Here is a 23587-nt window from a genome sequence, read left to right on the forward strand (position 1 = left end):
GAGGAGACCGCCGTCGCGCCCGCCGGCCGGGAGAGGGTGACGCTCGCCGCGGGCGTGGAGGCGCTGCCAGTGATCGCCCAGGGCTGGTATATATATTTCTTAGCTCGATATATCCTCGACGCATGACCAGACGGAATCCGCCCTTGACGGAACCGCAGTACTTCATCCTTGCTGCGCTCATGGATGGTCCGTTGCACGGTTACGGCATCATCAAGGCTGCCGAGCAGGCCACCGACGGGCGGCTCCGGATCGCTGTCGGCACTCTCTACGGCGCCCTGGAGCGGATGGAGCGGGCCGGCCTGGTGGCCGCCGGCCATGAGGAGATCGTGGACGGGCGGGCGCGGCGCTACTACCGGCTCACCGAGGACGGCACCGAGGCGCTCGGCCGGGAGGCGCTGCGGATGCAGCAGGCGGCGGCCGTCGTCATCGGACGCTCGCGGGATGCCGGAGCGGCCCCGGCATGAACCGTCTGCTGCTCGCGGCCTACCCCGAGCCCTACCGTTCCCGGCAGGGAGAGGAGTTGCTGACCTGCCTGGCCGAGGCGTATCCCGGCCGCTCCTGGCCCCCGCCGCGGGAAGTTGCCGCCTTGGTGCGCGCCGGGGTCCAGGCCCGCGCCCGTGCCACCGTTGACGACGCCACTCGGCCGTGGTGGCTGGACGGCATCCATCTGACCGCCCTGGCCCTCGCCGCGCTGGCGCTGGTGCCCTACCTGCAGGACGTGTGGCACTGGGCACTGCACATCGACCCCGGACAGCACGCCATCGCCTTCCACTTCTCCGGCTGGTACCCGTGGGCCGAAGGTCCCACGCGGACACGGCTGCTGCCCTACGGGCTGCTCCCGCTGGGCTGCCTGATCGCTCTGCTGCGTGGCAGACCGTGGATCGCGCTGCCGGCCGCGGCAGCCATGATCTGGGCCGGCGCCACGTCCCACGGCCGCACCCTCTTCGGCGACGAGGGCAAGGCGGGCCTGGGCTACTACGGTCTTGGCGCCCCGATAACGGCCCGTGACCTGGCGCTCTCGGGGGCACTGTGCGCCGCGTGCACTGTGCTGGCGCTCGGCCGTCCCAGCCGTCTGCGACGCCGCTCGTTCCGCTGGCTGGCCCCCGTCGTGCTCGCCATGTTCGTGGCCGGGGGCCTGCACATCATCTCCGTCAGTCCAGCCTTCCAACGCGGCCTGTTCGCCCTCGAAGTCGCCGCGCTGATCGCCGCGTGGGCGGCGACGGCCGCCACCGGCGACCACCGGTGGCTGATCCCCGTCGCAGCGGTCGCGATCGTCCGCACGCAGGCGATCGTCGTCCAGCCGGACGCGTTCATGCAGTCCCTTCCGGACCTGGTCGTCCTCATCCTGCTGATCGCACCCCTCCCCGCCCTGGCGTTCACCGCCCAGCGCCGACAGGGGCAGGCACTCGCCGAATAGGAGCGGACCCCCGGTGGGCCGGCCGAGCCTGGCGGCCTAAGTCGTGCCGCAAGACGTGCGTGACCGAACTCCCTCAACGGAAAAAAAACAGAACGATGACTCAGCACGATTCCCCGTCCCTACCCGCACCGTCCGGGGCCTCAAGGCAGGCCCCCGAGGCCCCCGACGACCCCAGCCCGTCACGTACGACACGGCCGTGGATGCGGGCTCTGCTGTACACCCTGGGGTTCCTGACGGTCTACCTACTCGCCATCTGCACCCCGTGGGGGCAACGAGCTGAGAACGCCCTGTTTGATCTCGGTAAACAGGGCAGCGAAGAAGCATGGATCTACCCCCTGTCAGGAGCGGCCTACGGCTCGACGCCCCTGCCGCCGATGGAATTGAGCGCCAAGCCCACCCTGATGGCGGGCCTGGCCGTCATCGTGGTCCTCACCCTGGTGCGGCGGTGCTGGCGACAGGGGTGCGCGGCGCTCGGGGTCGTCATTCTCACGACCGGAGGCAAGGAGGTGCTCAAATCGACCATCCTGCCCCGCCCCGATCTGGTGGGCGCGCCCGAGAATCTCCTTGATCAAGGTTTCCCCAGCGGGCACACGGCCATCCCCGCCGCACTGACCCTCGCCGCCGTCCTCGTGGTTTCCCCCCGCATCCGCCCCTACGTCGCCGCGGCCGGTGTGCTGTGGCTCGCCTGCATCGCCGCCGCCAGCGCGACCATGGGCGGCCATCGGCCCAGCGAAGTGCTGGGAGCCACACTATTGGCCTGTGCCTGTTACGGTCTCGCAGCCTGGCTGCTGCCGCCAGCCGCCGCGCCAGGCGCCACGCGGAGCCCCCGAGCGCTGCCCGTCATCACCCTGACGCTGGCAATGGCCCTCGCCCTTGTTTCCGGCGCACGGAACGACACCCTCACAAGGTCACTGGTCTCCGCGGCGACGGCCTTCATATGTGCGGCCCTGGTCTGGTACGCCGCAGTCGGGCGGCCCGCACACACCGCACGCCGCACACGCCCCGCACTGGGCTGACCACCCGGCCGGCTCCGGGCGGGAACCGGCGCATCCTGGCAAAGCAGCGGTCCGACGCCACCGCCCAGTCGTAGAAGCCGTCGACGCCCGAGCGGGGATGCGCTCCCGCCCGGCGTGTCCTCCCGTAGTCCGGTCAACAAGCCGGTGTCGCCCGGCGCGGCAACCGGACGAAACATCACCACAGGGCGAACGTTGCCTGATGCGGCACTAGCGCCTGGCGCAGGCGGTCGGTGTCGATACGGCCGCGGGCCAGGGCGGCGTAGAGACTGCCGTGTTCGCGGCGGTGCTCGCCCACCAGCGAGAGCTCCACCAGCGACCGGACCGGCCCGTCCGCGCACAGCACCGCATCGGCCAGGTCGAACAACGCGCCCCCGTGTCGGGTCAGGCACGAGTAGAACTCGCCCCGGAATCATGACAGTTGAGCGAACGCATCCTGCCCGGCACCTTCGTGCAGCAGACTCATCCTCACGGCCTTCGTCCTGGTCGCGTGCATACCTTGGTCGGAGCACAGGATCAGGCGATGGCCGCCTCCGCGTACGGCGGTTACCGACCGAGAGGCCTCACATGTCGACCAGTGTCACATACACCGCCGTACTCGATGCGCGACGGTCTACCGCCGAGCATCTCGCCCGGCTGCTGCGAGACCGGCGGGCCGAGTTCGGTACCCGCAGCGGGCGACGGGCGCTGGGCTGCTTCCGCCAGGCCGTGCTCGTCCTGCGCTGGTTCATCGACGGCACCCGTCTGGCCCAACTCGCCCGGGACGGGCCTTAAAGGGGCCGAGTTTTGAGGAAACAGCGAAAATCCAGAATTCACTGCACAGCAAAGACGGCACTTTTCCGGCTCGGGCATCGAGCGGATAGCCGGACGACCTCTCCTTAATGAATCGAGAAGAGGCGAAAGGACGGACAGGCATTGCCCCGTTGGGCGCCCGCTGTGCCTCCTCTTACCCAGTCCCCTTGAGACCCCTGTCTCCAGGGGGGCACATCGGTCTCTCCCCAGGGCCCTGCCGGCCGGTCGGTGAGTGCTGTCTCGGCACGCCCCGAAAGATCAAGATGGCAACACGCTCGAACTTGACACGGAACAAGCCTGGACACACCTCTTCGACACCGTCCACGACCCACCCGCACCGGCCTGATCACCCCGCTCGCCAGGGCCCGACCGGAACCGAACCCGTGGAAAAGCTGGGCAGACAAGCAGAAACAACCTGCCCATCCACGACCACCGATCGAAACCAGCTCACAAGACGATCAAGAGATCATCTTCAGAGAACATCGATGGATCGAGGCTAAGGGAAGCGACGGCCACATCGCGTCGTCGCCGCCCGCGACCAAGAGCAGATCGGCTCTGGCCGCTTCCACAGGGATCTCCGTCGGCGGAAGCGAGTGAGCGAAGGTCCGCTCGCTCAGTTCGTACCATCCGCGGATGGCGACAGGACCTCTGTCCGGCTCCGTGGGAGTCCAGGAATCGTCCATCGGGACAAAAAGGCAGGGGTCTCTCCCGCCAGGTCCAAGACGAGCGATACGGATGGTGCGCTCCGTCGCGGCCACGATTCTACGGCTGCAGCGACCCGGCGCTAGCCGAGTTCATCGGGCTGCGCACCAATGCCGCCCCGGGCGGCCATGCAACGCCCTCTTCGGCGGTTCGACTCCGCCCCCCGCGGAGTGTGGGACGCACCGGACGCACAACCGTCCTGGACCGGCTCCCGGACAGCGAAATCGACTTCCTCGTCAAGAACGGCCTGCGGGAAGTCGCCCTCGGCATCGAGCCTCCTGCTCCGGCGCAAGCTTCCACCACCCCGTCCGACCACCCCAACGGCTTGATTCCCCTGGCCCCCAGCTCCGTGCACGACGGGGCCTTCATGAGATTCTTGATCACGCCCGCCGCCCGTACTCCATCCGGCTGATGGCCGCCACGCTGCCCCCGTCGGTGAGAATGAGGCGGTGGGGGAGACCGTGCAGGAGCTCTTCACTGACCTGTTGACTCTGTTCGGCCTCTACTCCAGCTGTAAACCATCTCCGACCAACGTTCGTTGGGCCACCGGACGACCTGCCAGCGCTCCGCTGCCGCAGGCCGTCCACAGCCCAGCGCCAGAAAGCAGACCGAGCCCGTGTTCCAGGAAACCCCGATCTACAACCGCCTCGTCACCGAACAAGGCGACGTCCTTGCCCTAGTACGCGCCGAGGCCCAGCAAATACAACGAGACCTGGAACAAATCATGCCGCCCCGGTGGCAGCCCGCCCCCGCCTGGCTGGACCAGGGCGGCGCTCCCGGACGGCAAGGCGGCTGAGTCCGCAGGCGCGGAGCCGCTCGGTCGGTTCTTCCTTGACGCCCCGGGGTCGTCAAAGGCGCCTGGACTTCGGCGCTGGCGGAGGGGGTGCGTCCGCGGGCTCATGACCGCGCCCGATACGGCGCCGACATCGCCCACGCCAAGAGATCTGCTCGAGCGCGAACATGGCCGCGCGTAGCTCGGCCACGTCGCTGCGCGCGGTGCCGCTGATGGTGCCCGGATACTGGTGAACGCCCATGCCCCAGTGGCCGTGACTGGTCAGATGTCCCATCACCAGGTGCGTGTCCGAGACCGCGGCGTCCGTGGCCTATGTGATCCGCCGCTCAGGCTCGGCGGTGACCGCCCGGTCATGCACGGTCGGCCACCGCTTCGCTTGCGTGCGCCGGCGCGAGGTCCCTGAGCACAGGACTGCCTCGGTGCCTGTGCCGAACCACTTTTCACCGGTCACAGGGTTGTGAAGGATGACGGATCCGGGATGCTGACCAGACTTCTGTGGATCACCGGGATGTGCTCCGCCACCACGTGAGGATGAGCCCTCGTCCGACGGACGGGAGCGCACACGCGGGCCTCAGGCGACCTGCCGCCGATGGGCGATGGTGGTGGCGGCGATGTTCATCGTGGCCTTCGCCCGGCCCGACGCCCTTCGAAGCGCTGTTCCAGCCCTGCGATGATGACCTCCGACCCGGTGCCGTAGGAGTCGAGGTGGTGCAGCGGGGCGAGCTGATCGTGCCGATGCGGAGCGGCCCGCTCGGCCGAGGCGACGGTCGGCCGGTTCCGGACGGCTATGACGAGGAATCCGGACGCGTAGGCGTCGATCACGCTCAGCGCGGTCAGGGCGTCCTCTTTGGTCAGCCCCGCCGTGACGAGCAGGTCGACCAGCCGCTCCATGTGCGGGGCGACCGGCCACTGGTCGGCGTCGGCCAGGGCCAGCAGCTCGAACGAGCGGGGGAACGAGGCGGCCAGGTCCGCGTAGGCACTCAGCATCCCGCGCGTCGCGTCCTGCCAGGATTCCCCTTCGTGTGGACGCAGGTCCATGCGGTCGATGAGCTGCCCGACCACGACGCCGCGCAGGTCGTCGGCATCGCTCACGTGGGAGTAGAGGCTCATCACCCCACAGGAGAGCTCACCCGCGACTCGGCGCATGGTCAGGGAGTCCAGTCCGTCGCGCTCGATCACGTGCAGCGCCGCGACGCCGATGCTCTGCCGGGACAGCGATCCGCGCGGTCGCCGCTGGGTCTCTTGACGTGTGGTCACCCGCCCAGGATACTCCGTACACCATACCGTACTTAGTACGTTCCCAGTGTCTCTCAGGAGCCGCTCATGGCTGTGCCGATCACTGATGACCGCCCCGTTCCCGACGCTCCTGTCGGGCGGCTCGCCGGCGGGAAGCTCCGCACCTTCGACATCGTGTTCTTCGTCGTCGGCGCCGCCGCGCCGCTGACCGTGGTCGCCGGCAGCGCACCCCTGGCGTTCCGGCTGGGCGGCATCGGCGCGCCCGCGGCCTACCTGTTCGCCGGCGTCGTCTACATCGTGTTGGCGGTCGGATTCACCGCCATGTCCGAGCACATGACGAACGCCGGAGCGTTCTACGCCTACATCTCCCGCGGCCTGGCCAAGCCCGCCGGCGTCGGGGGAGCACTGGTCGCGCTGCTGTCGTACGGCGCGATCTGTACCGGGTTCTACGGGGCGTTCGGCTACTTCGCGACGAACACCCTGGCCGACCTCACCGGTGTGACGGTTCCCTGGCCGCTGTGGTCGCTGCTCGCGGTGGCCGTCGTCGGGTGCCTCGGCTACCGCCAGATCGACGTGGGCGCCCGAGTGCTCGGGGTGTTCATGGCTGCCGAGGTCCTGATCCTGATCGTCGTGACGGTGGCCGTGCTGGTGACCGGAGGCCCGGAGGGCATGTCAGCCCGCTCCTTCCAGCCCGGCCAGGCGTTCGGCGCAGGCGCCGGCGGGATGTTCGTGCTCGTCCTCGGCGCGTTCATCGGCTTCGAGGGCACCGCGATCTACTCGGAGGAGGCGCGGGAGCCGAAACGGACGATCCCTCGCGCGACCTACCTGGCCGTTGCCTTCCTAGCCGTGTTCTATACGTTTGCCACCTGGGCCGCGACCGTCGGTTTCGGAGCCGACGGCATTGTGAATCTGGCTCAGTCCGACGACTTCGCGAACATGTACTTCGACCTCGCCGACAAGTTCGTCGGACCTGCGGCGAAGTCCGTGATGGAAGTGCTCATTGTCACGAGCATCTTCGCGGCCCTCATCGCGTTCCACAACGCCAGCACCCGCTACCTGTTCGCCCTGGGCCGGGAGCGGCTCCTGCCCCGCAGGCTCGCCCGCACCCACACGAAGCACAGCTCGCCGCACGTGGCCAGCGTCGTCATGACTGCGGTCTCGGTGGTCGTCGTGGTGTTCGCAGCGCTCGTCCACGCCGACCCCTACATGCAGCTGCTGCTGTGGACGAACGGCGTCGGGATCATCGGGATCGTCGCCCTCCAGGTGCTGTGCGCGCTCGCGGTCATCCGGTTCTTCTGGAGGGACGATCGCGGACACCACTTCGCACGGGTCAAGGCCGCTCCGGCGCTCGCCGCCGTCGGCCTCACCGCCGGCCTGTACCTGATGCTCACCAATTTCGAGCTGCTCACCGGCCGCACCGGCTGGATCAACGGCGCGCTGCTCGGCCCGGTGGTGCTGATCGGCCTCGGCGGGGCCGGTTACGCGCTCCGCCTTCGGGCCCGTCGGCCGGACCTCTACGCCGTGCTGGCCAGCACGGATGCGACACAGAACACGAAGGAAACTTCATGACAGATCTGCACTACCTCAGCGCGCACGAGCTGCTGGCGGCCTATCGGACCAGGGCGCTGTCGCCCGTCGAGGTCCTCGACGCGGTCGAGGCCCGGGCGGACACCGTCGAGCCGGCCGTCAACGCTCTGAGCGACCGGCTCCAGGAGCGGGCCCGCGTCGCCGCGGTCGAGGCCGAGGCCCGCTACGCCGGCCGGGGCGGCGGCGAGCCTCGCCCGCTGGAGGGGATCCCCGTCGCGGTCAAGGAGGAGCAGCCCATCGCCGGGCTTCCACTCCGCCTCGGATCCCTGCTCACGGACGACACTCCCGCGCCGATCACCCACCCGGTGGTGGAGCGCGTCCTTGCGGCCGGCGGCGTTGTCCACGCCCGGGCGACGACACCGGAGTACTCGTGTGCGGCGTTCACCCAGTCCGCGCTGTGGGGAGTCACGCGGAACCCATGGAACCTCGGCTACGGGCCGGGCGGTTCGTCCGGCGGCTCCGGCGCCGCTCTCGCCGCGGGCACCACGATCCTGGCCACCGGATCCGACATCGGCGGCTCCATCCGGCTGCCCGCCTCGCTGTGCGGAGTGGTGGGGTTCAAACCCCCATACGCCCGGGTCCCGGGTATGCCCCCGTTCAACTTGGACACCTACTGCCACGACGGACCGATGGCCCGCACTGTCGCCGATACCGCGCTGCTGCAGAACCTGATCGCCGGCGCGCACCCAGTGGATCCCGTGTCACTTCTGGCGCCCCGGCCGGTGGTTCCGGACGCGGTGAAGGCCCGTGGCTTGAAGGTCGCCTTCGCGGTCACCATCGGCGACTTCCCCATCGATCCGGACGTCGCCGCGAACACCCGCGCCCTGGCCGACTCCCTGCGGGGCGCCGAGATCAAGGTCGAGGAAGTCGCGATACCCATCACCCAGGAGACCGTGTTCACCGCGGCCCTGATCCACTACGGCGCCATCTTCGGGCCGATGATCACCGAGCTCGGCGACAACGACCAGCTGAGCCGCTACGCCCGCCGCTTCGCCGACCGGGCGGGACAAGCCCTCGCTGCCCACGGCTTCTTCAAGGGCCTGGGTATGGAGGCCGACGTCCAGCAGGCTCTGGCCGACGTGTTCGCGGACTACGACGCCATCATCTGCCCCACCCTTGGCAGCACCGGCTTCCTCGCCGACGACGACTACGTCGACCACGGCGTCACCGTCGACGGAACTTACCTCGACTTCTACCTTGGCGCCGCCCTCACGCCGGTTTTCAACGTCGCCAGCCGCCACCCTGTCCTGAACATCCCCACCGGCCGCGCCGCCAACGGCGTCCCCACCGGCGCGCAGATCGTCGGTCGCGCCTACGACGACGCCACTCCCTTCCATATCGGCGCCGCCGCGGAAGAGATCCACCGCTGGTGGGCCGATCCCGTCTGGCGTCCGGATCTGGCCGGGGAGAGTATCTGACACATGCCGATAGTCCCGCTCGGTATCGCGACCGCGCCCACGGCTACCCGTTGTGACATTCGTGGTCGGACACCTCCGCGCCAAGTGGCCGTGAGTGGAGGGTCTCAACCAGCCACCAAAAGGTCCGGTCGAATGCCTCGATGATCTGGAAGGTCCAGTGGCCGGGGGTGACGTCGCGGTCCTTGATCTTCCGCTCAACGAGGTCGGCTTCCTCGTCCTGGCCGGCCTCGTGCAGAAGGCGTTCGGCGTCGCCCACGGCGAAGTCGGCGCCGTCGGTCAGCTGGTGGAACCCATCAGGGGCCGGGCGGCACGCGAAGAGGGATCTGACCACCGCCGGCTCAGGTCCCTTACCTACGTCCGCGCAGATCAACCGAGGCGGCTCCGGGTTACGAACGTTGCTCGATCCACCAGCGATGAGGCCGACGGCGCCGCGCAGGACGTGGGTGGACATGATGTGGCGGTGGTGCCTGGTCCATTGCCGGGCGCCCCTGATCGCCCGCCGGGCTGGACACACGGTTTCGCTGAAGGAGGGTAGGCGAAGTCTCCAACCTTCTGTACCCGTATGGGTGTTGACTTCCCTACTGGTGTTAGGCTTTCTTAATGGTATGAGGGAGGATCGCAGGCTCCGCCGTCGCAATGAGACCGTGCAGGAGATCCTCGACGTTGCGGTCGAGGTGATGGCCGAGGAAGGCGTGGCCGCGCTCAGCCTCGCGGAGGTCGCGCGGCGGGTGGGCATGCGTCCTCCTTCCCTGTACCAGTACTTCCCGTCGAAGATGGCCGTCTACGACGCGCTGTTCGAACGCGGGATGCGGCAGGCGGTCGAGGTGCTGGATCCGTACCTCGTCAGGCTCTCCGAGGATCCGTGGAGAGCCATCACCGCGGGCCAGGAGGCCACCATCACCTGGGTGATGGCCAACCCGGTGCTCGCGCAGCTCCTCTACTGGCGGCCAGTGCCAGGTTTTGAACCCTCGCCTCGGGCGTTCGAGCCCGCCCTGCGACAGTTGGAGGTCTTGCGCTCGGCACTGCAAGCGGCGGTGGATGCCGGGCAGTTGGCGCCTGCAGCCGCAAGCGAGGAAGGCGTGGCCCTCTACACGGTGCTGACGTCCGGTGTGATCAGTCAGCAGCTCTCCAACGAACCGTCTCCATCGGCCGGGGAGGGCCGGTTCACCCGGCTCGCACAGACGGCACTGGACATGTTCTTCCGCTTCTATGCCCCCGAGGAGGGCGAGTCCGATGACTACATCCTTCGTGGCAGCCGCACAGCTGCCGCAGACCGGCCGCGACCGGTCGGCTGAGATCGCCGAGGCCGAGGGCCGGGCAACCTTCGCCCTGCTCAAGGGCCTGGGCAACGGCGACTGGTCGCTCCCCACCGACTGCGGCGAGTGGGACGTGCGCACCCTCGTCTCCCACCTCGTCGGACAGTGCGAGGACAACATCCGTCTCCGTACGATGCTGCGCCGCCAGCTCGTGGGGCCGCGCCGCTACCCTGACAAGATCACGCTCGACGCCCACATGGCCGTGCAGATCGATGACCATGCCTTTGAGGCCGGCCCGTCGCTGGTGGAGCAGTTCGCGCAGTTGTGGCCCCGCGCCGTGCGCGCCCGTAGGCGGAGGCCCGGTCCGATTCGGCGCGTCACGGTGGACAGCGGGATCCCCGGGGAACCCCGGATGTCCATCGCTTACCTCCTCGATGTGATCTACGTACGCGACTTGTGGATGCACCGCATCGACCTGGCGCGGGCCACGGAACAGTCGGTCGCACTCGGGGAGCACGACCGGCACATCATCGAGCAGGTGGTCCGCGACCTGGCGCTGGCCTGGTCCGACGCACCGGTCCTTCTGAAGCTCAGCGGCCCGGCGGGCGGTACCTGGCTGCTGGGCTCGGGTGAACCGGCGGGGGTTGTCAGTGCCGACGCCGTGGCGTACATGCGTACACTGTCCGGCCGTGACGGCGAGGTCGCGCTGGAGCTTGTCTCCGGGGCCCAGGAGGTCCTCGCGGCCGTCCGCCGGGCCAGGGTCGTGTTCTGACGGACAGCCGCCTCATGGTCCGGGCCGGGCGACCTACGTCAACGGCGTCGGGTGCTGACGGAGTTGCTGAGCAGGTCGGGGACTGGAAACGGAGCAGCAGCCACCGCACCAGTCCCCGTCCGGTCGAGGTGGCTCCGCCCGGAGCCGCGGCGGCCATCCACAATCCTGACGGCCGCCTCCAGGTCTTCGCCGCCGCGCTCGCATTCATCCCGCTACCCAAGCGGATCCCGCATCGCTGACCGGCAGCAACCGCTCAGCCCCAAGACCACCATGCGCTAAGCAGATTCCGCACAGGCCCTGCTGGAACAGGCTGCCGAGCAGCCATCGCAGTGAAACCCGCTCGACTTGGTTACCTCCGTGACGAGATCCTTGGGCATGGAGTTCCTCTGTTACCACCGCGACCGGTCCGACTCCCTGCCGCTGCGCGACGAGCTGCTGGCAGCGCATTGGGCCTATATGGACCAGTACGCGAAGGAGATGATCGCCCGGGGCCCGACCCTCGCCGACGACACACCCACCGGAAGCGTGCACATCGTCGACCTGCCCGATCCCACCGCTGCCCGCACGTTCGCCTTCGACGAACCGAACTACCAGGCCGGCGTCTACCGGGACGTACTGCTGCGACGGTGGCGCAACACGCTGGGGCGCACCATGTGGGACTTCCCCGGCGGCCGGACTGGTGGCAACCGGTATCTGGTGCTCGGCCTCGGCGCGGGGCAGGCCGCCGACCTCGCGTTGCCGCCCGATCGGGAGCAGCTGATCGCCTACGGGCCGCTGCTGTCCGACAATGGCGACACTTGGCTGGGCACGGCGGCGTTGCTCCGGGCGCCGGACCCGGACACGGCACGCGCCATCCTGACCCCGGACCGGTACGCCGACATTGAGGTGCACAACTGGCAGTTCGGCGGGCGGCCGTGATGACCGAGGGTCACTCCGAGCCGTAATACAGCCGGAGGAACTCTTCCATCGCCGCGTCGACGCCGGCGCGGTCACCGGTGGCGAGCAGGTCAAGCAACAGGCCGCGGACGGTGGCAAGCCCCAGCCTGGCACGATTCCGGGCCGCGGCAGGATCTGCCCCTGCGGCCATCTCGGCGGCCACGAGCGGCTCCAGCCAGTCCGTCACGAGCCCTTCGAGGACAAGGGCGGCCTCGAGGCGGCCCCGCAGCGCGTGCCCGCAGATCTCGAAGAAGAGCCGCTCCTGATCGGCCAGCCCAGGGTCCGTCAATTGCTGCCACAGTCGCCGCGCGACATTGGCTGGCGAGAGACCGGGCTCCAGTCGGAGTTGGGACAGCAGATCACGCTGGCGCCGCTCCGATGTCCTGACGACCTCGACGAGCAGCTGTTCCTTGGAGCCGAAGTAATGGATCAGCATGCGGTGACTGACGCCGATCGCGGCGCCCAGGCGGCGCAGGCTCAGGTCCGTGATGCCGTGTGCTGCGACGTGGTCGACGGCCGCATCCACCAGTTGGGCGCGCCGGCGCCCGTCCGTGCCGTGCGCGGCGCTCTCTGGATGCACGTCGTCCGTATTCACCACATCGCGAGTGTACCAATTGGTACATGGTGCATGTACCGTGTGGTACATGAAGTCTGTCACCGTGTCGATCGATGTGCCGCAGACGCCGGAGCAGGTCTACGACTTCCTCGATGTCATGGCTCACCACGAGCGTTTCACCAACCACTACCTGACCAACTGGCGCTACAGCGGCCCCGGCCGCGGCGTCGGGTCGTGCGCCACGGTCACCGCCGCACTGGGCGGCACGAAGACCGACGTCACCATCGAGGTCGTCGAGGCCGACGCACCGCGGCGCATCGTCGAACGCAATGTCAGTGCGGCCGGCCGGCGCCTGGCTCACGGCGTCTACACCATCGAACCGCTGCGAACCGGTGGGAGCCGCCTCTCGTTCACGTACGCCTGGGCGCGTGCCCCTCTCGCCGACCGCCTGCTGGCACCCGTCGTCCGGGCCACGATGCAGCGCGCCAACCGCACGGTCATGCGTCGCCTGGCCGCCGAGTTGATTCGCCATGTCTCCGCTGCGGGATCCTGACGGCGGTGCATCTCGACGTTTCTGTCCGACGCAGGACCCGAGCCCCGCGGCGGCCCAGCCCAGGCACCCTGGCTGACTAACGGGAGAAAGAACTGTCCGTCGAGATCATCGACGACGGTCTTAAGAGGCCGCGCTCACGGCCTTCTTCGCTGCGGTCTTGCTCTGGTAGGGGCAGGCGAGCTGGTGCAGGATCTCCTGCGCCAGCAGATCCTCGGTCCCTTTCAGCGCGTCCGCCAGTTTCTGGTCAACGGGGAACACCATCTCCGCCGCGACGTTGTCCTGCACGATCCGGGCCACGTTGTCGAGGGCGACGAAGACCGGGTCGGAGGGCAGTTGGGCCGTCGGCAGGTCGATCAGGTGCGAGTCCGCCTTCGCGGGGTCCATGAACTGCTTGACGATAATCGAGTTCTGGTTCGGGGCGGACGTCGTCCAGATCGACAGAACGACGATGTACAGGCCGGGCCAGTCCTCCTTGCCGACCTTGTCCCGCCATCGTTTCATGAGACCTTCCACGCCGTCGATCTGCGCCCGGGTCGCATACCTCACGTTGGTACCGATAGCGTCGTTCAGGCCGCCCGTGAAGCTCTCGAACGACTTCATGTCAAAGGAACCGCGCTGCACGGACTCGTTGATGAACCTGAGCGCGGCGTCGAGGATCTGAGTGCTCGAGTCTTTGAGCTCCTGAGGCATGTGCGCGTTGTGGAGTTGCTGTCGGGCGATGGTCAAGGTTGTGCCGAAAGCCTGAAGTGGGCTGATCCAGCCGTTCGTTCGGGGTCCCTTGAACGCCACCATGTCCACGTCGTGCTGGTCGAGATAGGCGGAGCTCGGGAGGTTCGGGATCTGGCGGTTCAGGTACGGCGCGATGATTGAGTAGATGCCCAGTGGAGCGTGGGCGATCGACTTGGCCAGCTCGAAGATCTCGGAGACAGGGTGCAACGACTCCTGCTCTCCGTTGTGGATGAGGGTGTACAGGCCACCGCGGTCGTCATTCTGAACGACGATGACCGGGCCGAGTTGCTTGATCAACTCGGCCCGGAGTGCATCGTAATTCTTCTGCGTGTCGGTATCGACCGCGAAGATTGCGTTGCGTGCCCGGAGTTCCAGGGCCGCCGAGTCCGGTTCTGGATTGCCCTCGTCCGCAGACGCGGCCTGAGTGCCGCCGAGAAACGCCATGGCACCGAATGCGGTAGCTGAGCCGAGGAAATTTCTACGCGTGCTCACTTTCTGTCTTCTCCCCGTTCGAGCTTCGATCATTCACGTGCGCGCGTCGGCGTGTCCGGACCCTTGTCGTATGCGGAACGTCGCTCAGTCGCCGGTGTTGGTGGCCCAAACGGGCCGGTTGGCGTTGTTGTAGACGACGACGTTGCCGTCGTCCTGGACGGCGAGGTAGCGACCCTTGTGCCAGGTTCCGGCGGCCCAGATGGCCTGGCCGGCCCTGTTGTAGATGACGAAGTTGCCGTCCGCCTGCATGACGAGATGGTCGGCGTTGGGGTAGACGTTCGGGGCCTGCCAGGCGGGACGGTTGTCCTTGTAGACGACGACGTTGCCGTCGCTCTGAACACGCAGGGCGGTACGGCCGCTGCCGGAGGTCCATGCCTGGTTCTTGCCGAGGGTGGCGGGCGCGTAGAAATGGGAGTCGCTCCGCAGGGCCTTTCGGGGCTGCGAGCTCTGGACGGTACGGCTGCTCTCCACGGCGTCAGCGGCAGGAACGGAAGCCAGGACGGGCAGGGCTGCGAGGACGAACGCGGGCAGGCCGCGCCACACGAGGTTCTTGATCACAACCCCGGATTTACGCAGTCCGCATACGTCTGCGACAGCCCTGCAGCCACGAACTCACCCGTACGGTCCAGCGACTTCACCGCCGAAACGACACTGCACGAGTCTGCGGCCCGGGCCGCGCCGGGCTCGGCTCTCCTACCGCCGGGCCGAGGAGATCTTCGAGGAGAACACCCGGCTGCCGGCCAACCCACTGGCCTTGCACGAGGGCATCGAGCACCAGGACGGCTGGACCCTGCACCGGCTGCGCCACAGCGCCCTCACGTACGATGCCGAGGGCGGGACCTCCACCTCGATGCTGCTCGCGCGGTCCCGGCGCGCCTCAGTCCGCTCGCTGGAACGGTACGCCCGCCCCGGTGTCGATGCGGTCGCCCGGCACGTCGCCGAGCGAGACCCCGCCGCCCGCCACAAAGGCTGAGCCTCCGGGAACCTACCGTCGGGTTACTTGAGTCCTCGTGTCCGAGCCAGGACTACTCGACCATGGTCCAGGTCTTGTCGCGCTCCTGATTGCGCTTGCGTTCACTCCCTGTCTTCTCGATCACACGCTCTCCTCGCGGCGGACGGAGAAGGCACCCGCGGCAGCCGCCAGGACTGCCGCCTCCGCTGCCCGTTCCGGGAGTTGCGGGTCCGGATTGGCACGCAGGAGCACTAGCTGGTGGTAGAGCGGCGCCGTGGCGGCGATCAGCAGGCTCCGCGCGTCCGTGTGCTGTGCGGGGAGTTCGCCGCGCTCGATGGCGCGCTCGACGAGAATCTCGCACTGGGCGTACCGGTCCGTCCACAACTGCGTCTGGGCCCGCGCGGCCTGTTCGGAGTGGAACGAGGCGGCCATAAGGGCGACGGCGAACGACGGCTGTACGACCAGGGATTCCTGGATCTCCTGGTTGAGGGCCGTCAGATCGCCGCGTAGCGAGCCGGTGTCCGGCGGCTGCCAGTCGATCTCGCCGGCGGCGTCGATGACGTCGACGAGCAAGCCGCCGACATCGCGCCAACGCCGGTAGACCGTGGCGCGGTGCACTCCGGCCCGCGTCGCGACACCCTCCATCGTGAGTCCTTCGTGACCGCCTTCAGCGAGTTCGGCGCGCACCGCATCGAGAACCTGGGCGCGGATGCGGGCGGTGCGGCCGCCCGGACGGCGGTCCGACGTCGTGTCCAGTGGGTCTGTCATCGGCAATCAGTATCCGGTTGATCAAGGCGGCAGGGCTGTGCCAGCATCTTAACGCGACAGTTGTCGCGCTAGGCCCGATAGAGAGGAACTGCCTCCACGATGCCGCCCGTTCCCGCTGACCCCACCGTGCTCCACCCGATGCCCGAGCACCCGCGCGTGGTTCTGCTCAAGCCGCTGGTGAAGTCGCCGTTGATCGAGGTCGGTGACTTCTCCTACTACGACGATCCGGACGACCCGACCGCGTTCGAGACGCGCAACGTCCTGTACCACTACGGTCCCGAGCGGCTTGTCATCGGCAAGTACTGCGCGCTGGGGACGGGCACCCGGTTCATCATGAACGGCGCCAACCACCGTATGGACGGTCCTTCCACCTTCCCGTTCCCCACCATGGGGGGCTCCTGGACGGAGCACTTCGACCTGATCACCGACCTGCCCGGCCGGGGCGACACGGTCGTCGGCAACGACGTGTGGTTCGGCCACGGCGCCACGGTCATGCCCGGTGTACGCATCGGTCACGGCGCGATCATCGCCGCCGGCGCCATGGTCACCGGCGACGTCCCCGACTACGGCATCGTCGGCGGCAACCCCGCCCAGCTCATCCGCACCCGCTACGACGCTGCGGACATCGCCCGGCTCCTCGCCGTGGCGTGGTGGGACTGGCCCGTACAGCACATCACCAGGCATCTACGGACGATCATGTCGGGGACCGTCGCCGACCTGGAGGAGGCCGCCGCGCAGATCGACCAGCCTTGACACCGCGTCCTCGCCACACCGCCCGCACCCGTCCCGCGCCGGAAACGAGTGATCGCCCATGTCCCGTCGCCGCGCCCATATTGCGATGATCGGCGTCCCCATCGTCAGCCATGTCCTGCCCGGCCTCGCGCTCATCCGTGAGCGGGTGGCCCGCGGGCACCGGGTCACCTACGCCAACGACCCTCTCGTGGCCGACCGGATCGAGTCCGCCGGCGCGGAACTGGTTTCCTGCACCTCCACGTTGCCCGTCGCCGACAACGACTGGCCTGCCGATCCCATCGCCGCGGTGAGCCTCTTCCTCGACGACGCCGGGAACAGGCCGACGCCTTCGTCACCCACGCCGGCATGGGCGGCTGCGGCGAAGGGATCCTCGCTGGCGTTCCCGTGATCGCCGTGCCGCAGGGAGCCGAGCAGTTCATGAACGCCGACCGGCTCGTGGAACTCGGCTTCGCCCGTCGTGTGGACACGGCTGACGCCATCGCCGAGACCCTTCGCACGGCGCTGAACGACGTGGCTGGGTGCGCACATCTGCGGCGTTGTCGTCAGTCAACAATGCTCCGCGTTGCCTTCCGAAGAGCATCCAATCGCCGGACGAGCTGATCCATGTCAGGACTCCTCGCTGTACGCGAGTTCGCTCGCGAGGAATGCCGCGCCCACGACCCCTGCGCGGGGCCCGAGTTCGGACATGACGATCGGCAGATTGCCCGTGGCGAGGGGAAGCGAGCGCTTGTACACGACGCTGCGGATCTCGGCGAGCAGCGGATAGCCCAGCCCGGTCAGACCGCCGCCGATCACGATCATCGACGGGTTCATGAAGCTGACCAGGGTGGCGAGGACCTGCCCGACCCGGTGACCGCCGGCCCGGACGAGGTTGACGCTCGTGTTGTCGCCGCCGGACGCGCACTCCGCGACATCCCGGGCGGTCAACACCCCACGCTCGGTGAGCCGTTCGGCGAGTGCCGGCGACTGCCCGGACTTCGCGGCCTCCGTGGCGTCCCGGGCCAGGGCCACCCCGCCGAAGTACGCCTCCAGGCAGCCGGTGTTCCCGCAGGAGCAGACGGGCCCGTCTGCCTCGGCCTCCACCTGAACGTGCCCGATGTCCCCGGCGCACCCCTCCGCGCCCCGGTAGATACGGCCGTGGTGTTGCATGCCGGAGCCGATACCGCTGCCGATCTTCACGAAGAGCAGATGGTCGACGGTCCTTGCGACCCCGCTGTGCCGCTCCCCGAGGGACATGACGTTGACGTCGTTGTCTACGACGACGGGGCAGCCGTGCGCGCGGGAAAGGGTGTCGCGTACGGGAAAGCGGTTCCAGCCCACCATGATCGGCGGTGAGACGGGTACGCCCTCCCGGAAGCTGACCGGCCCCGGCAGGCCGATGCCGATGGCGTCGAGCCGCGTGTAGTGCCCCTGGTCGGCCATCGCGCGCAGGAGTTCGCTGATGCGGCCGAGTACGGCGACCGGCCCGGATCGGATATCGGCGGGTTCGGAGCAGGAGGCCACCGGTGCGAGCGCGCCGTCGGTGATCTCGATGTCGACGGAGCTGGCGCCCAGATCGACGGCGGCGAACCGCAGGCCGGGGTCGAGTTGAATGAGGGTGGAGCGCCGTCCGCCGCGCGACGCGGCGGGGCCCGCCTCACTCACCCGCCCGGCGGCGACCATGCGGTCGAGTTCGCCGAGCAGCCGCGGGCGCGGAACCTCCAGCCGGTCCGCGAGTTGAGCGCGGGACAGCGGGCCGTTTTCACGCAGCAGACTCAACACGCGGTACTGGATGTTCACGGACTCACTTCCTCTGGGCGCCTTCGGACAGCTTTCGGGAGGTGTCGCGGCGACGGAACGCGGGCGGTATGGGGGCCGGGCATCGTACCGCCCGGTAGGATCCCTGCCCGCGGGTGGCAGGATCGCAGGGGCGCGTGCGGCCTCCGGCAACTTTTTCACAGAACGTCGAAAGATGCTGCCCTGTTGACGGAACTCGACCCGGCAGGGACGCCCCGGCCCGGTAACAGGCCCCGCGACGGAGTGGAGTCCGGGCACAGAACTGCCCCGCCGGTGAGAGCGGGGCAGTTCTGTCGGTCCCGGCGTCAGCCGGTGGCGCCTCCCTTCAGCGCCCGCGCGTCCCGTGCCAGGGCCGCGCCCGCCGCGCTGTTCGGCACCAGGGAGGTGTCGGCCGTGTAGCCGACGAACGACTCCAGCATGGCCGCGGCCCGGCTGGTGCGGCCCGCGTCGGCGTGTGCCTCGGCCCGGTCGAGCCGTACGGTCAGCTGCCGCTGTCCCTGCGCCGTGATCAGGCCGTCGGCCCGCAGCTGGGTGATCAGCGCGCGGAGGTCCGCGTAGGAGGTACGGGTGGTGAAGGCGACCGTCTTCGTGGTGGTGTTGCCGGCCTTGTCCCGGGCGCTGACCGTGAGGTCATGGCTTCCCAGCGGCAGCCGCCACAGCTCCAGCGCCTGGCCGGAGGTGACGGCCGTGCCGTCCAGGGTGGCCGTCGCAGTGGCCCCGCCGGAGACCGCGTCCGCCGCTGAGAAGACCGGAGTCGGACGCTTGGAGTCTCCGTAGACACCGTCAGCGTCGAGACCGGTGGCCGTCACCGTGGGACCGGTGCGGTCGATCCGTACGGTGAGCGAACCCACCTCGGAGACGTTGCCGCCGTTGTCGGTCGCACGGTAACGGACGGTGGTGGCACCCTCCTTGGACAGCGTGACGGCGGCGTTGGCCGACTGCCATGTCGTTCCGTCGTCGACCGAGTACTGACGACTGGCGACCGTCCCGTTGTCGGTCGCCGAGACCGTGAGCGACACGTTGCTGGTGTACCAGCCGTCGTCACCATTGGGCCGGGGCGGGTTGAGCGTGGCGGTGACCTTGGGCGCGGTCTTGTCCGCGACGCCCGCGCCTTGGAAGGTCAGTGAGTCCAGCTCGACACCGCCGGAGCTGGTGACGAAGACCTCGCCCGTCCCCGAAGGGGCGTTCGACAGAGCGGTGGTGACGGTCTGCCAGCCTTCTCCGGCCGGAACCGGCACCGTGGCGAACGGCTCGGCGTCGGCCGAGCCCCAGCGCAGCGCCAGCGTGCCGGCGCCACTGGCGCGGGTCTTGACCCCGTTGATCCCGGCGAACGACACCGGGTCGTACGCGATCCAGTCACCCGCGTCGAAGGAGGTCACCTTGCGCTGTCCGGACGCCGTGGTGTCGTCCGTGATCGTGACGCCCTTCGCGGAGTCGTAGTGCTCGCCCTGCATCAGCGCCGGGTTGAGCACCACCTGGGCGTCACCGGTCGCCGGCGGCACGCCGCCCGCGCCCTTGTCGGTGTAAGTGATCCCGAGGACGCCGAAGACGTTCTCGGTGTCACCGTGCCCCGCGTCGACCGGGGTCACGACGCCGCCCGTGCAACCGGTGCCGCTGTTGACCGGGTGCCCATGCTGGTTGTGCCCGAGTCCGAAGGTCCAAGCCGCTTTGGTGCAGTCCGGCGTGGTGCCGTCCTCCGGGTCCTCGACGGCTATGCCGTACGGCACGGCGTCGCCCCAGTTGAAGAACCCGCCGTCCGGCGGCGAGGTGATCCGTACCGTAGGCGCCGTGTTGCCCACGGTGATCTGACGGCTCGACAGTCCGAACTTGCCTTGCGGGTCGGAGACCTTGAGCCGGGCCTGGAACTGCCCGTTCTCCGGGTACGTACGGGTGGCCGTGGGTCCGGTGGCGTCGAAGGTGCCGTCGCCGTCGAGGTCCCACTGGTAGGTGAGTTCGCCGTTCTCCGGATCGCTGGAGCCCGTGGCACTGAACGAGACCTGAAGCGGTGCCTGGCCGGACGACTTGTCGACCTTGATCACCGCAGTGGGCGCCTTGTTGCCCTCTGCGTAGTCGATCCGGTAGAGACCCGCGTCGGGGTTCTGACGGAAGAAGCCGTCGCCGTAGTCGAGGACGTAGAGCGCGCCGTCCGGGCCGAACTCCAGGTCCATCGGGTTGTCCCACTGGGGGATGCCGTTCTGCGACCGCTCGCTGTTGGGCAGGACGTTCTCCAGCTTGCTGACGGGTCCGTCGGGCCCGTCGAGCGTGAGCGCTGCCACATAGTCCTGGGAGAATTCCGCGAAGAACGCCTTGCCGTCCCAGTACTCCGGAAACTTGCCCGGCGAGGGGTTGTTCGCGTCGTAATGGTAGACCGGACCGGCCATCGGGGCCTGGCCGCCCGGACCGCCGGGACCGCGGAAGGCGGTCAGCTCGGGCCACGGCTGGTCGGTGTCCCGGTCGCCGTACCAGAGAGTGGCCGGCACGGACGGGGGCAGCTCAGTCAGACCGGTGTTCCAGCGGGAGTCGTTGACCGGCGCCGCGCAGTCGAAAGCGGGGCCGGGAGTGAGGGTGGCGAAGTCGAAGTCCCGGTAGGGCTTGCTGTTGTCACCCGTGCAGAACGGCCAGCCGCTGTTCATGGCCTTGGTCGTGGTCTGCCACTCGACGTATCCCATCGGCCCACGGTTCGGGTCGGCGGTTCCGGCGTCGGGGCCGTAATCGCCCCACATCACGGCGTCGGTCTCGCGGTCCACCGCCAGCCGGAAGGGGTTGCGCAGGCCCATCACGTAGATCTCGGGGCGGGTCTTGGCCGTGCCCGGTGCGAACAGGTTCCCCTTTGGGATCGTGTAACTGCCGTCCTCCTGGACGTCGATCCGTAGGATCTTGCCCCGCAGGTCGTTGGTGTTGCCCGCGCCGCGACGCTCGTCGAGACCGGGGTTGTAGCCGGCCGCGTCGTTGATCGGCGTGTAACCGTTGACGTTCGGGCCCGACGCCGGGGTGTTGCCGCCAGTGGCAAGGTAGAGGTTGCCGTCACTGTCGAAGTCCACGTCACCCGCGACATGGCAGCACTGACCGCGGTTGGTGTCGACCCGGATGATCTCCTGCGCGGTGGAGAGGTCGAGCTTGTCGCCGGTCCACTTGAAGCGGGTCAGGGTGTCGTACCCCTCCCACTGCTTCCAGTAGGCGTCCGTCTGCCCGGCGGGCAGCTGCAGCGGTGCGGAGCCGGCCGGGGTGTTCAGCGGCGGCGAGTAGTAGAGGTAGACCCATTTATTGGTGGCGAAGTCCGGGTCGAGTGTGACCGTCTGCAACCCCATCTCGGAGTTCTGGTACACGTCGACGTGGTTGACGACCTTCGTGACACCGGTGCCGGGGTCGGTGAGCCGCAGGTCGCCGTTGCGGGCGGTGTGCAGGACGCGGCTGTCAGGCAGTACGGCGAGGTCGATCGGCTCGCCGGTGTCCTTCGTCAGGGTGACTTTCTCGTAGTTCGACCAGTCCAGGGCGTGTTCGTGGCCTGGGTGTGCCTGGGCGGCGGGCGCGACGGCCACACTGCCCAGCGCGGGCAGTGCCACGAGCAGGACCCCCGTGATCATGCGTCTCAGGGTGCGGTGCACGGTGATGCTTCTCCTCGATCTCTGGCGGTGCTGCACGGTGCGTGAGCGACGACCGCTGTGACGTCGATTGCGCAGCGCCTCGTGACGGGCGGTGGCCCGGCCATGGGGGGAGAGACGTAGAAAGACTCGTGAGGTGGAGGACGTTCGAGTGAACGCTGATCGGTTGCGGTGTTAATGCGACGAAACACATGTCTCGATGGGCCGAGACGTTAGAGCGCCGAGTAGGGGCTGTCCAGAGGTTCGGTACGAATCTCTGGAACTTTCTAATGATTCATCAAAAGAACTGAGGTGCCGACAGAAAGGGCGACGGCATGGCCAAGGTGCTCGTGGGAGGTCACAACGGCTCAGCTGTGCACCTGCGTTCGTGGTCGCGCAAGAGGCGGGAGCCGATCTCGGCTCGCAGTCTGAGGTAACGCGTCCCGGTGGCTGGCGAGTTGATCCAGTGAGGAAGTCGACCGGGGGCCACTCGGTCACTGTGGCCGGGAAGTCGAAGCCAGGGGAGCCGAAGCCGGTGATGTCGTTCCGATGCGCCCGGTACGGGAAGGCCGTTCGGGGCTCAGGAGGTTCCGACCTCATCGCGTACGGGGCGTACAGGGCCCGCACCTGGCCGTACGCCTCGCGGGCCAGGCCGGCCACCGTGCGGACGCGCACGGTGGCCAACGGACGACGACGGCCCCCGACGGCGGCCGGATTCTATGCCGTGCAGTCGTACTGTTCGGTGAGGTTGTCGATGCCCTCCAGGAGGATGGTGCGGCTCTTGGAGATCAGAGCTGCTGTGTCCCAGTTCTCCTTGACCAGGACGCCTGGGGCGACCTTCAGAGTCACGGTGATGTGGGGGGCACTGGTTCTCATGGGCCTGGCGCAGGCGGCGGGGAGCTGGACTTCGCTCTGGCGCGGCCCGATCCAGCCGGAGTACCCGGCGCCGACCGGGGCAGCGTCCTTGGCGGGTTTGTTAAGGGTGTCGGTCGGCCGCACGTCGAGGGTGTACTGGATCCGGGCAGTCGTGTCCTTCTTCGTCTCGCGTTCGACGCAGCAGATGGTGGAGAACATCGGGTCCGCCCCCGCCCCCGCGCCCTTGTCCTCGTCCACGATCAGCTCGCCCCCCTTGCGGTCGTCGAGCAGGCCCGCTGTCTCCTTCGTGAGCATTCCCAGGCACAGATTTCTCGCCCGGAGGTCCTTCAGCGGGCTGGGCCAGAGCTGGATCGCGGCGACGACGGCTGCCGCGACCACGAGCACTGTGGGCAGCACCAAGTGCCTTTTGTTCATCAGTACCGCTCGCTCATCTTCATGTGGGCATCCTTGATGCCGCTCTGGTACCACTGCTGGGCCGTCGGCTGGATGCCGTTCTCGTACTCGCCGGGGCGCGCGTCCAGCTCCGACTTCTTGAGCCCCCTTCTTCATCGCCATCCTCTGCACCATGGCGTTCATCTCGCGCGCCGTGGTCGTATCCGCCGTCGACGATGCGGCTTCGGTGTCACCGT

General features: G+C 68.4%; 22 protein-coding genes and 3 pseudogenes. 15 read left to right on the top strand and 10 right to left on the bottom strand.

Annotated elements, in window-relative coordinates; all coding sequences use genetic code 11:
* Nucleotides 1-122 precede the first annotated feature (122 nt).
* The 3 genes from ACNPQM_RS28705 (at nucleotide 123) to ACNPQM_RS28715 (ending at nucleotide 2433) form a co-directional block, all read left to right on the top strand.
* Nucleotides 123-464, top strand: a complete 342-nt coding sequence (locus tag ACNPQM_RS28705; RefSeq protein ID WP_230215181.1) for a PadR family transcriptional regulator — start codon at nucleotides 123-125, stop codon at nucleotides 462-464.
* Nucleotides 461-1417, top strand: coding sequence for a hypothetical protein (locus tag ACNPQM_RS28710; RefSeq protein ID WP_418086235.1), 957 nt, complete (start codon nucleotides 461-463; stop codon nucleotides 1415-1417). Before ACNPQM_RS28705 ends, ACNPQM_RS28710 begins: the two co-directional genes overlap by 4 nt.
* Nucleotides 1418-1512: 95 nt before the next feature.
* Nucleotides 1513-2433 (top strand): phosphatase PAP2 family protein, encoded by a 921-nt coding sequence (locus ACNPQM_RS28715; protein ID WP_418086236.1) that lies wholly within the window; start codon nucleotides 1513-1515, stop codon nucleotides 2431-2433.
* Between the two features lie 208 nt (nucleotides 2434-2641).
* On the opposite strand, the pseudogene ACNPQM_RS28720 reads toward ACNPQM_RS28715, so the two are convergent.
* Nucleotides 2642-2896, bottom strand: a pseudogene (locus tag ACNPQM_RS28720) (transposase); the annotation flags it as partial.
* A gap of 101 nt (nucleotides 2897-2997) precedes the next feature.
* On the opposite strand from ACNPQM_RS28720, the pseudogene ACNPQM_RS28725 reads away from it, so the two are divergent.
* From ACNPQM_RS28725 to ACNPQM_RS28735, 3 genes and pseudogenes are all read left to right on the top strand, one after another.
* Nucleotides 2998-3195, top strand: a pseudogene (locus tag ACNPQM_RS28725) (IS5/IS1182 family transposase); the annotation flags it as partial.
* A 901-nt stretch (nucleotides 3196-4096) separates the two neighbouring features.
* Nucleotides 4097-4336 carry a hypothetical protein gene (locus tag ACNPQM_RS28730; RefSeq protein WP_418086237.1) on the top strand — a complete coding sequence of 80 codons (240 nt, stop codon included), beginning with the start codon at nucleotides 4097-4099 and terminating at the stop codon, nucleotides 4334-4336.
* Between the two features lie 204 nt (nucleotides 4337-4540).
* The gene (locus ACNPQM_RS28735) at nucleotides 4541-4720 is read left to right on the top strand and encodes a hypothetical protein (RefSeq protein ID WP_418086238.1); all 180 of its coding nucleotides are present in this window, start codon (nucleotides 4541-4543) and stop codon (nucleotides 4718-4720) included.
* A gap of 612 nt (nucleotides 4721-5332) precedes the next feature.
* Here ACNPQM_RS28735 and ACNPQM_RS28740 read toward each other — a convergent pair.
* Nucleotides 5333-5974: a TetR/AcrR family transcriptional regulator gene (locus ACNPQM_RS28740; protein WP_358863263.1), complete on the bottom strand. Its 642-nt coding sequence runs from the start codon at nucleotides 5972-5974 to the stop codon at nucleotides 5333-5335.
* A gap of 66 nt (nucleotides 5975-6040) precedes the next feature.
* Between ACNPQM_RS28740 and ACNPQM_RS28745 the strand changes: the two genes are divergently transcribed.
* Together ACNPQM_RS28745 and ACNPQM_RS28750 are read left to right on the top strand one after the other, a co-directional pair.
* Entirely contained in the window at nucleotides 6041-7522 is a 1482-nt protein-coding gene (locus ACNPQM_RS28745; protein ID WP_418086239.1) for an APC family permease, read from the top strand.
* Entirely contained in the window at nucleotides 7519-8958 is a 1440-nt protein-coding gene (locus ACNPQM_RS28750; RefSeq protein WP_418086240.1) for an amidase, read from the top strand. Before ACNPQM_RS28745 ends, ACNPQM_RS28750 begins: the two co-directional genes overlap by 4 nt.
* Before the next feature lie 43 nt (nucleotides 8959-9001).
* Here the strand turns inward: ACNPQM_RS28750 and ACNPQM_RS28755 are convergent, their stop codons facing one another.
* Nucleotides 9002-9409: a hypothetical protein gene (locus ACNPQM_RS28755; RefSeq protein ID WP_418086241.1), complete on the bottom strand. Its 408-nt coding sequence runs from the start codon at nucleotides 9407-9409 to the stop codon at nucleotides 9002-9004.
* Between the two features lie 154 nt (nucleotides 9410-9563).
* Between ACNPQM_RS28755 and ACNPQM_RS28760 the strand changes: the two genes are divergently transcribed.
* The 3 genes from ACNPQM_RS28760 to ACNPQM_RS28770 all read left to right on the top strand — a co-directional run bounded on the left by ACNPQM_RS28760 (nucleotide 9564) and on the right by ACNPQM_RS28770 (nucleotide 11904).
* A complete protein-coding gene (locus ACNPQM_RS28760) occupies nucleotides 9564-10253 on the top strand; it encodes a TetR/AcrR family transcriptional regulator (protein ID WP_418086242.1) in 690 nt (229 codons plus the stop codon).
* Nucleotides 10192-10986, top strand: coding sequence for a maleylpyruvate isomerase family mycothiol-dependent enzyme (locus tag ACNPQM_RS28765; RefSeq protein ID WP_418086243.1), 795 nt, complete (start codon nucleotides 10192-10194; stop codon nucleotides 10984-10986). Before ACNPQM_RS28760 ends, ACNPQM_RS28765 begins: the two co-directional genes overlap by 62 nt.
* 375 nt (nucleotides 10987-11361) lie before the next feature.
* On the top strand, nucleotides 11362-11904 hold the full coding sequence (locus ACNPQM_RS28770) for a YciI family protein (RefSeq protein WP_418086275.1): 543 nt from the start codon (nucleotides 11362-11364) through the stop codon (nucleotides 11902-11904).
* Nucleotides 11905-11914: 10 nt separating this feature from the next.
* Here the strand turns inward: ACNPQM_RS28770 and ACNPQM_RS28775 are convergent, their stop codons facing one another.
* Complete coding sequence (locus tag ACNPQM_RS28775; protein ID WP_418086244.1) at nucleotides 11915-12520, bottom strand: TetR family transcriptional regulator; 606 nt, start codon at nucleotides 12518-12520, stop codon at nucleotides 11915-11917.
* Nucleotides 12521-12566: 46 nt separating this feature from the next.
* Between ACNPQM_RS28775 and ACNPQM_RS28780 the strand changes: the two genes are divergently transcribed.
* Nucleotides 12567-13031 (top strand): SRPBCC family protein, encoded by a 465-nt coding sequence (locus tag ACNPQM_RS28780; RefSeq protein WP_418086245.1) that lies wholly within the window; start codon nucleotides 12567-12569, stop codon nucleotides 13029-13031.
* A 120-nt stretch (nucleotides 13032-13151) separates the two neighbouring features.
* Here the strand turns inward: ACNPQM_RS28780 and ACNPQM_RS28785 are convergent, their stop codons facing one another.
* Together ACNPQM_RS28785 and ACNPQM_RS28790 are read right to left on the bottom strand one after the other, a co-directional pair.
* Nucleotides 13152-14204, bottom strand: coding sequence for a hypothetical protein (locus ACNPQM_RS28785; RefSeq protein WP_418086246.1), 1053 nt, complete (start codon nucleotides 14202-14204; stop codon nucleotides 13152-13154).
* 132 nt (nucleotides 14205-14336) lie between these two features.
* Complete coding sequence (locus ACNPQM_RS28790; protein ID WP_418086247.1) at nucleotides 14337-14810, bottom strand: hypothetical protein; 474 nt, start codon at nucleotides 14808-14810, stop codon at nucleotides 14337-14339.
* A 196-nt stretch (nucleotides 14811-15006) separates the two neighbouring features.
* Here ACNPQM_RS28790 and ACNPQM_RS28795 point away from each other — a divergent pair, with 196 nt between their 5' ends.
* A complete protein-coding gene (locus ACNPQM_RS28795; RefSeq protein ID WP_418086248.1) occupies nucleotides 15007-15225 on the top strand; it encodes a hypothetical protein in 219 nt (72 codons plus the stop codon).
* 120 nt (nucleotides 15226-15345) lie between these two features.
* Here ACNPQM_RS28795 and ACNPQM_RS28800 read toward each other — a convergent pair whose 3' ends face one another.
* Nucleotides 15346-15972, bottom strand: coding sequence for a TetR/AcrR family transcriptional regulator (locus tag ACNPQM_RS28800; protein WP_418086249.1), 627 nt, complete (start codon nucleotides 15970-15972; stop codon nucleotides 15346-15348).
* 99 nt (nucleotides 15973-16071) lie between these two features.
* Between ACNPQM_RS28800 and ACNPQM_RS28805 the strand changes: the two genes are divergently transcribed.
* Nucleotides 16072-16725 (top strand): CatB-related O-acetyltransferase, encoded by a 654-nt coding sequence (locus ACNPQM_RS28805; protein WP_358863256.1) that lies wholly within the window; start codon nucleotides 16072-16074, stop codon nucleotides 16723-16725.
* A 58-nt stretch (nucleotides 16726-16783) separates the two neighbouring features.
* Nucleotides 16784-17325, top strand: a pseudogene (locus tag ACNPQM_RS28810) (nucleotide disphospho-sugar-binding domain-containing protein).
* A gap of 6 nt (nucleotides 17326-17331) precedes the next feature.
* On the opposite strand, the gene ACNPQM_RS28815 reads toward ACNPQM_RS28810, so the two are convergent.
* The 3 genes from ACNPQM_RS28815 to ACNPQM_RS28825 all read right to left on the bottom strand — a co-directional run bounded on the left by ACNPQM_RS28815 (nucleotide 17332) and on the right by ACNPQM_RS28825 (nucleotide 23372).
* Nucleotides 17332-18504 carry an ROK family transcriptional regulator gene (locus ACNPQM_RS28815; RefSeq protein ID WP_418086250.1) on the bottom strand — a complete coding sequence of 391 codons (1173 nt, stop codon included), beginning with the start codon at nucleotides 18502-18504 and terminating at the stop codon, nucleotides 17332-17334.
* Between the two features lie 302 nt (nucleotides 18505-18806).
* Nucleotides 18807-22085: a PQQ-dependent sugar dehydrogenase gene (locus ACNPQM_RS28820; protein ID WP_418086251.1), complete on the bottom strand. Its 3279-nt coding sequence runs from the start codon at nucleotides 22083-22085 to the stop codon at nucleotides 18807-18809.
* 714 nt (nucleotides 22086-22799) lie between these two features.
* Nucleotides 22800-23372 (bottom strand): hypothetical protein, encoded by a 573-nt coding sequence (locus tag ACNPQM_RS28825; protein WP_418086252.1) that lies wholly within the window; start codon nucleotides 23370-23372, stop codon nucleotides 22800-22802.
* Nucleotides 23373-23587 lie beyond the last annotated feature (215 nt).

This window comes from Streptomyces sp. NPDC056231 (assembly GCF_048270745.1).
GTDB lineage: Bacteria > Actinomycetota > Actinomycetes > Streptomycetales > Streptomycetaceae > Streptomyces.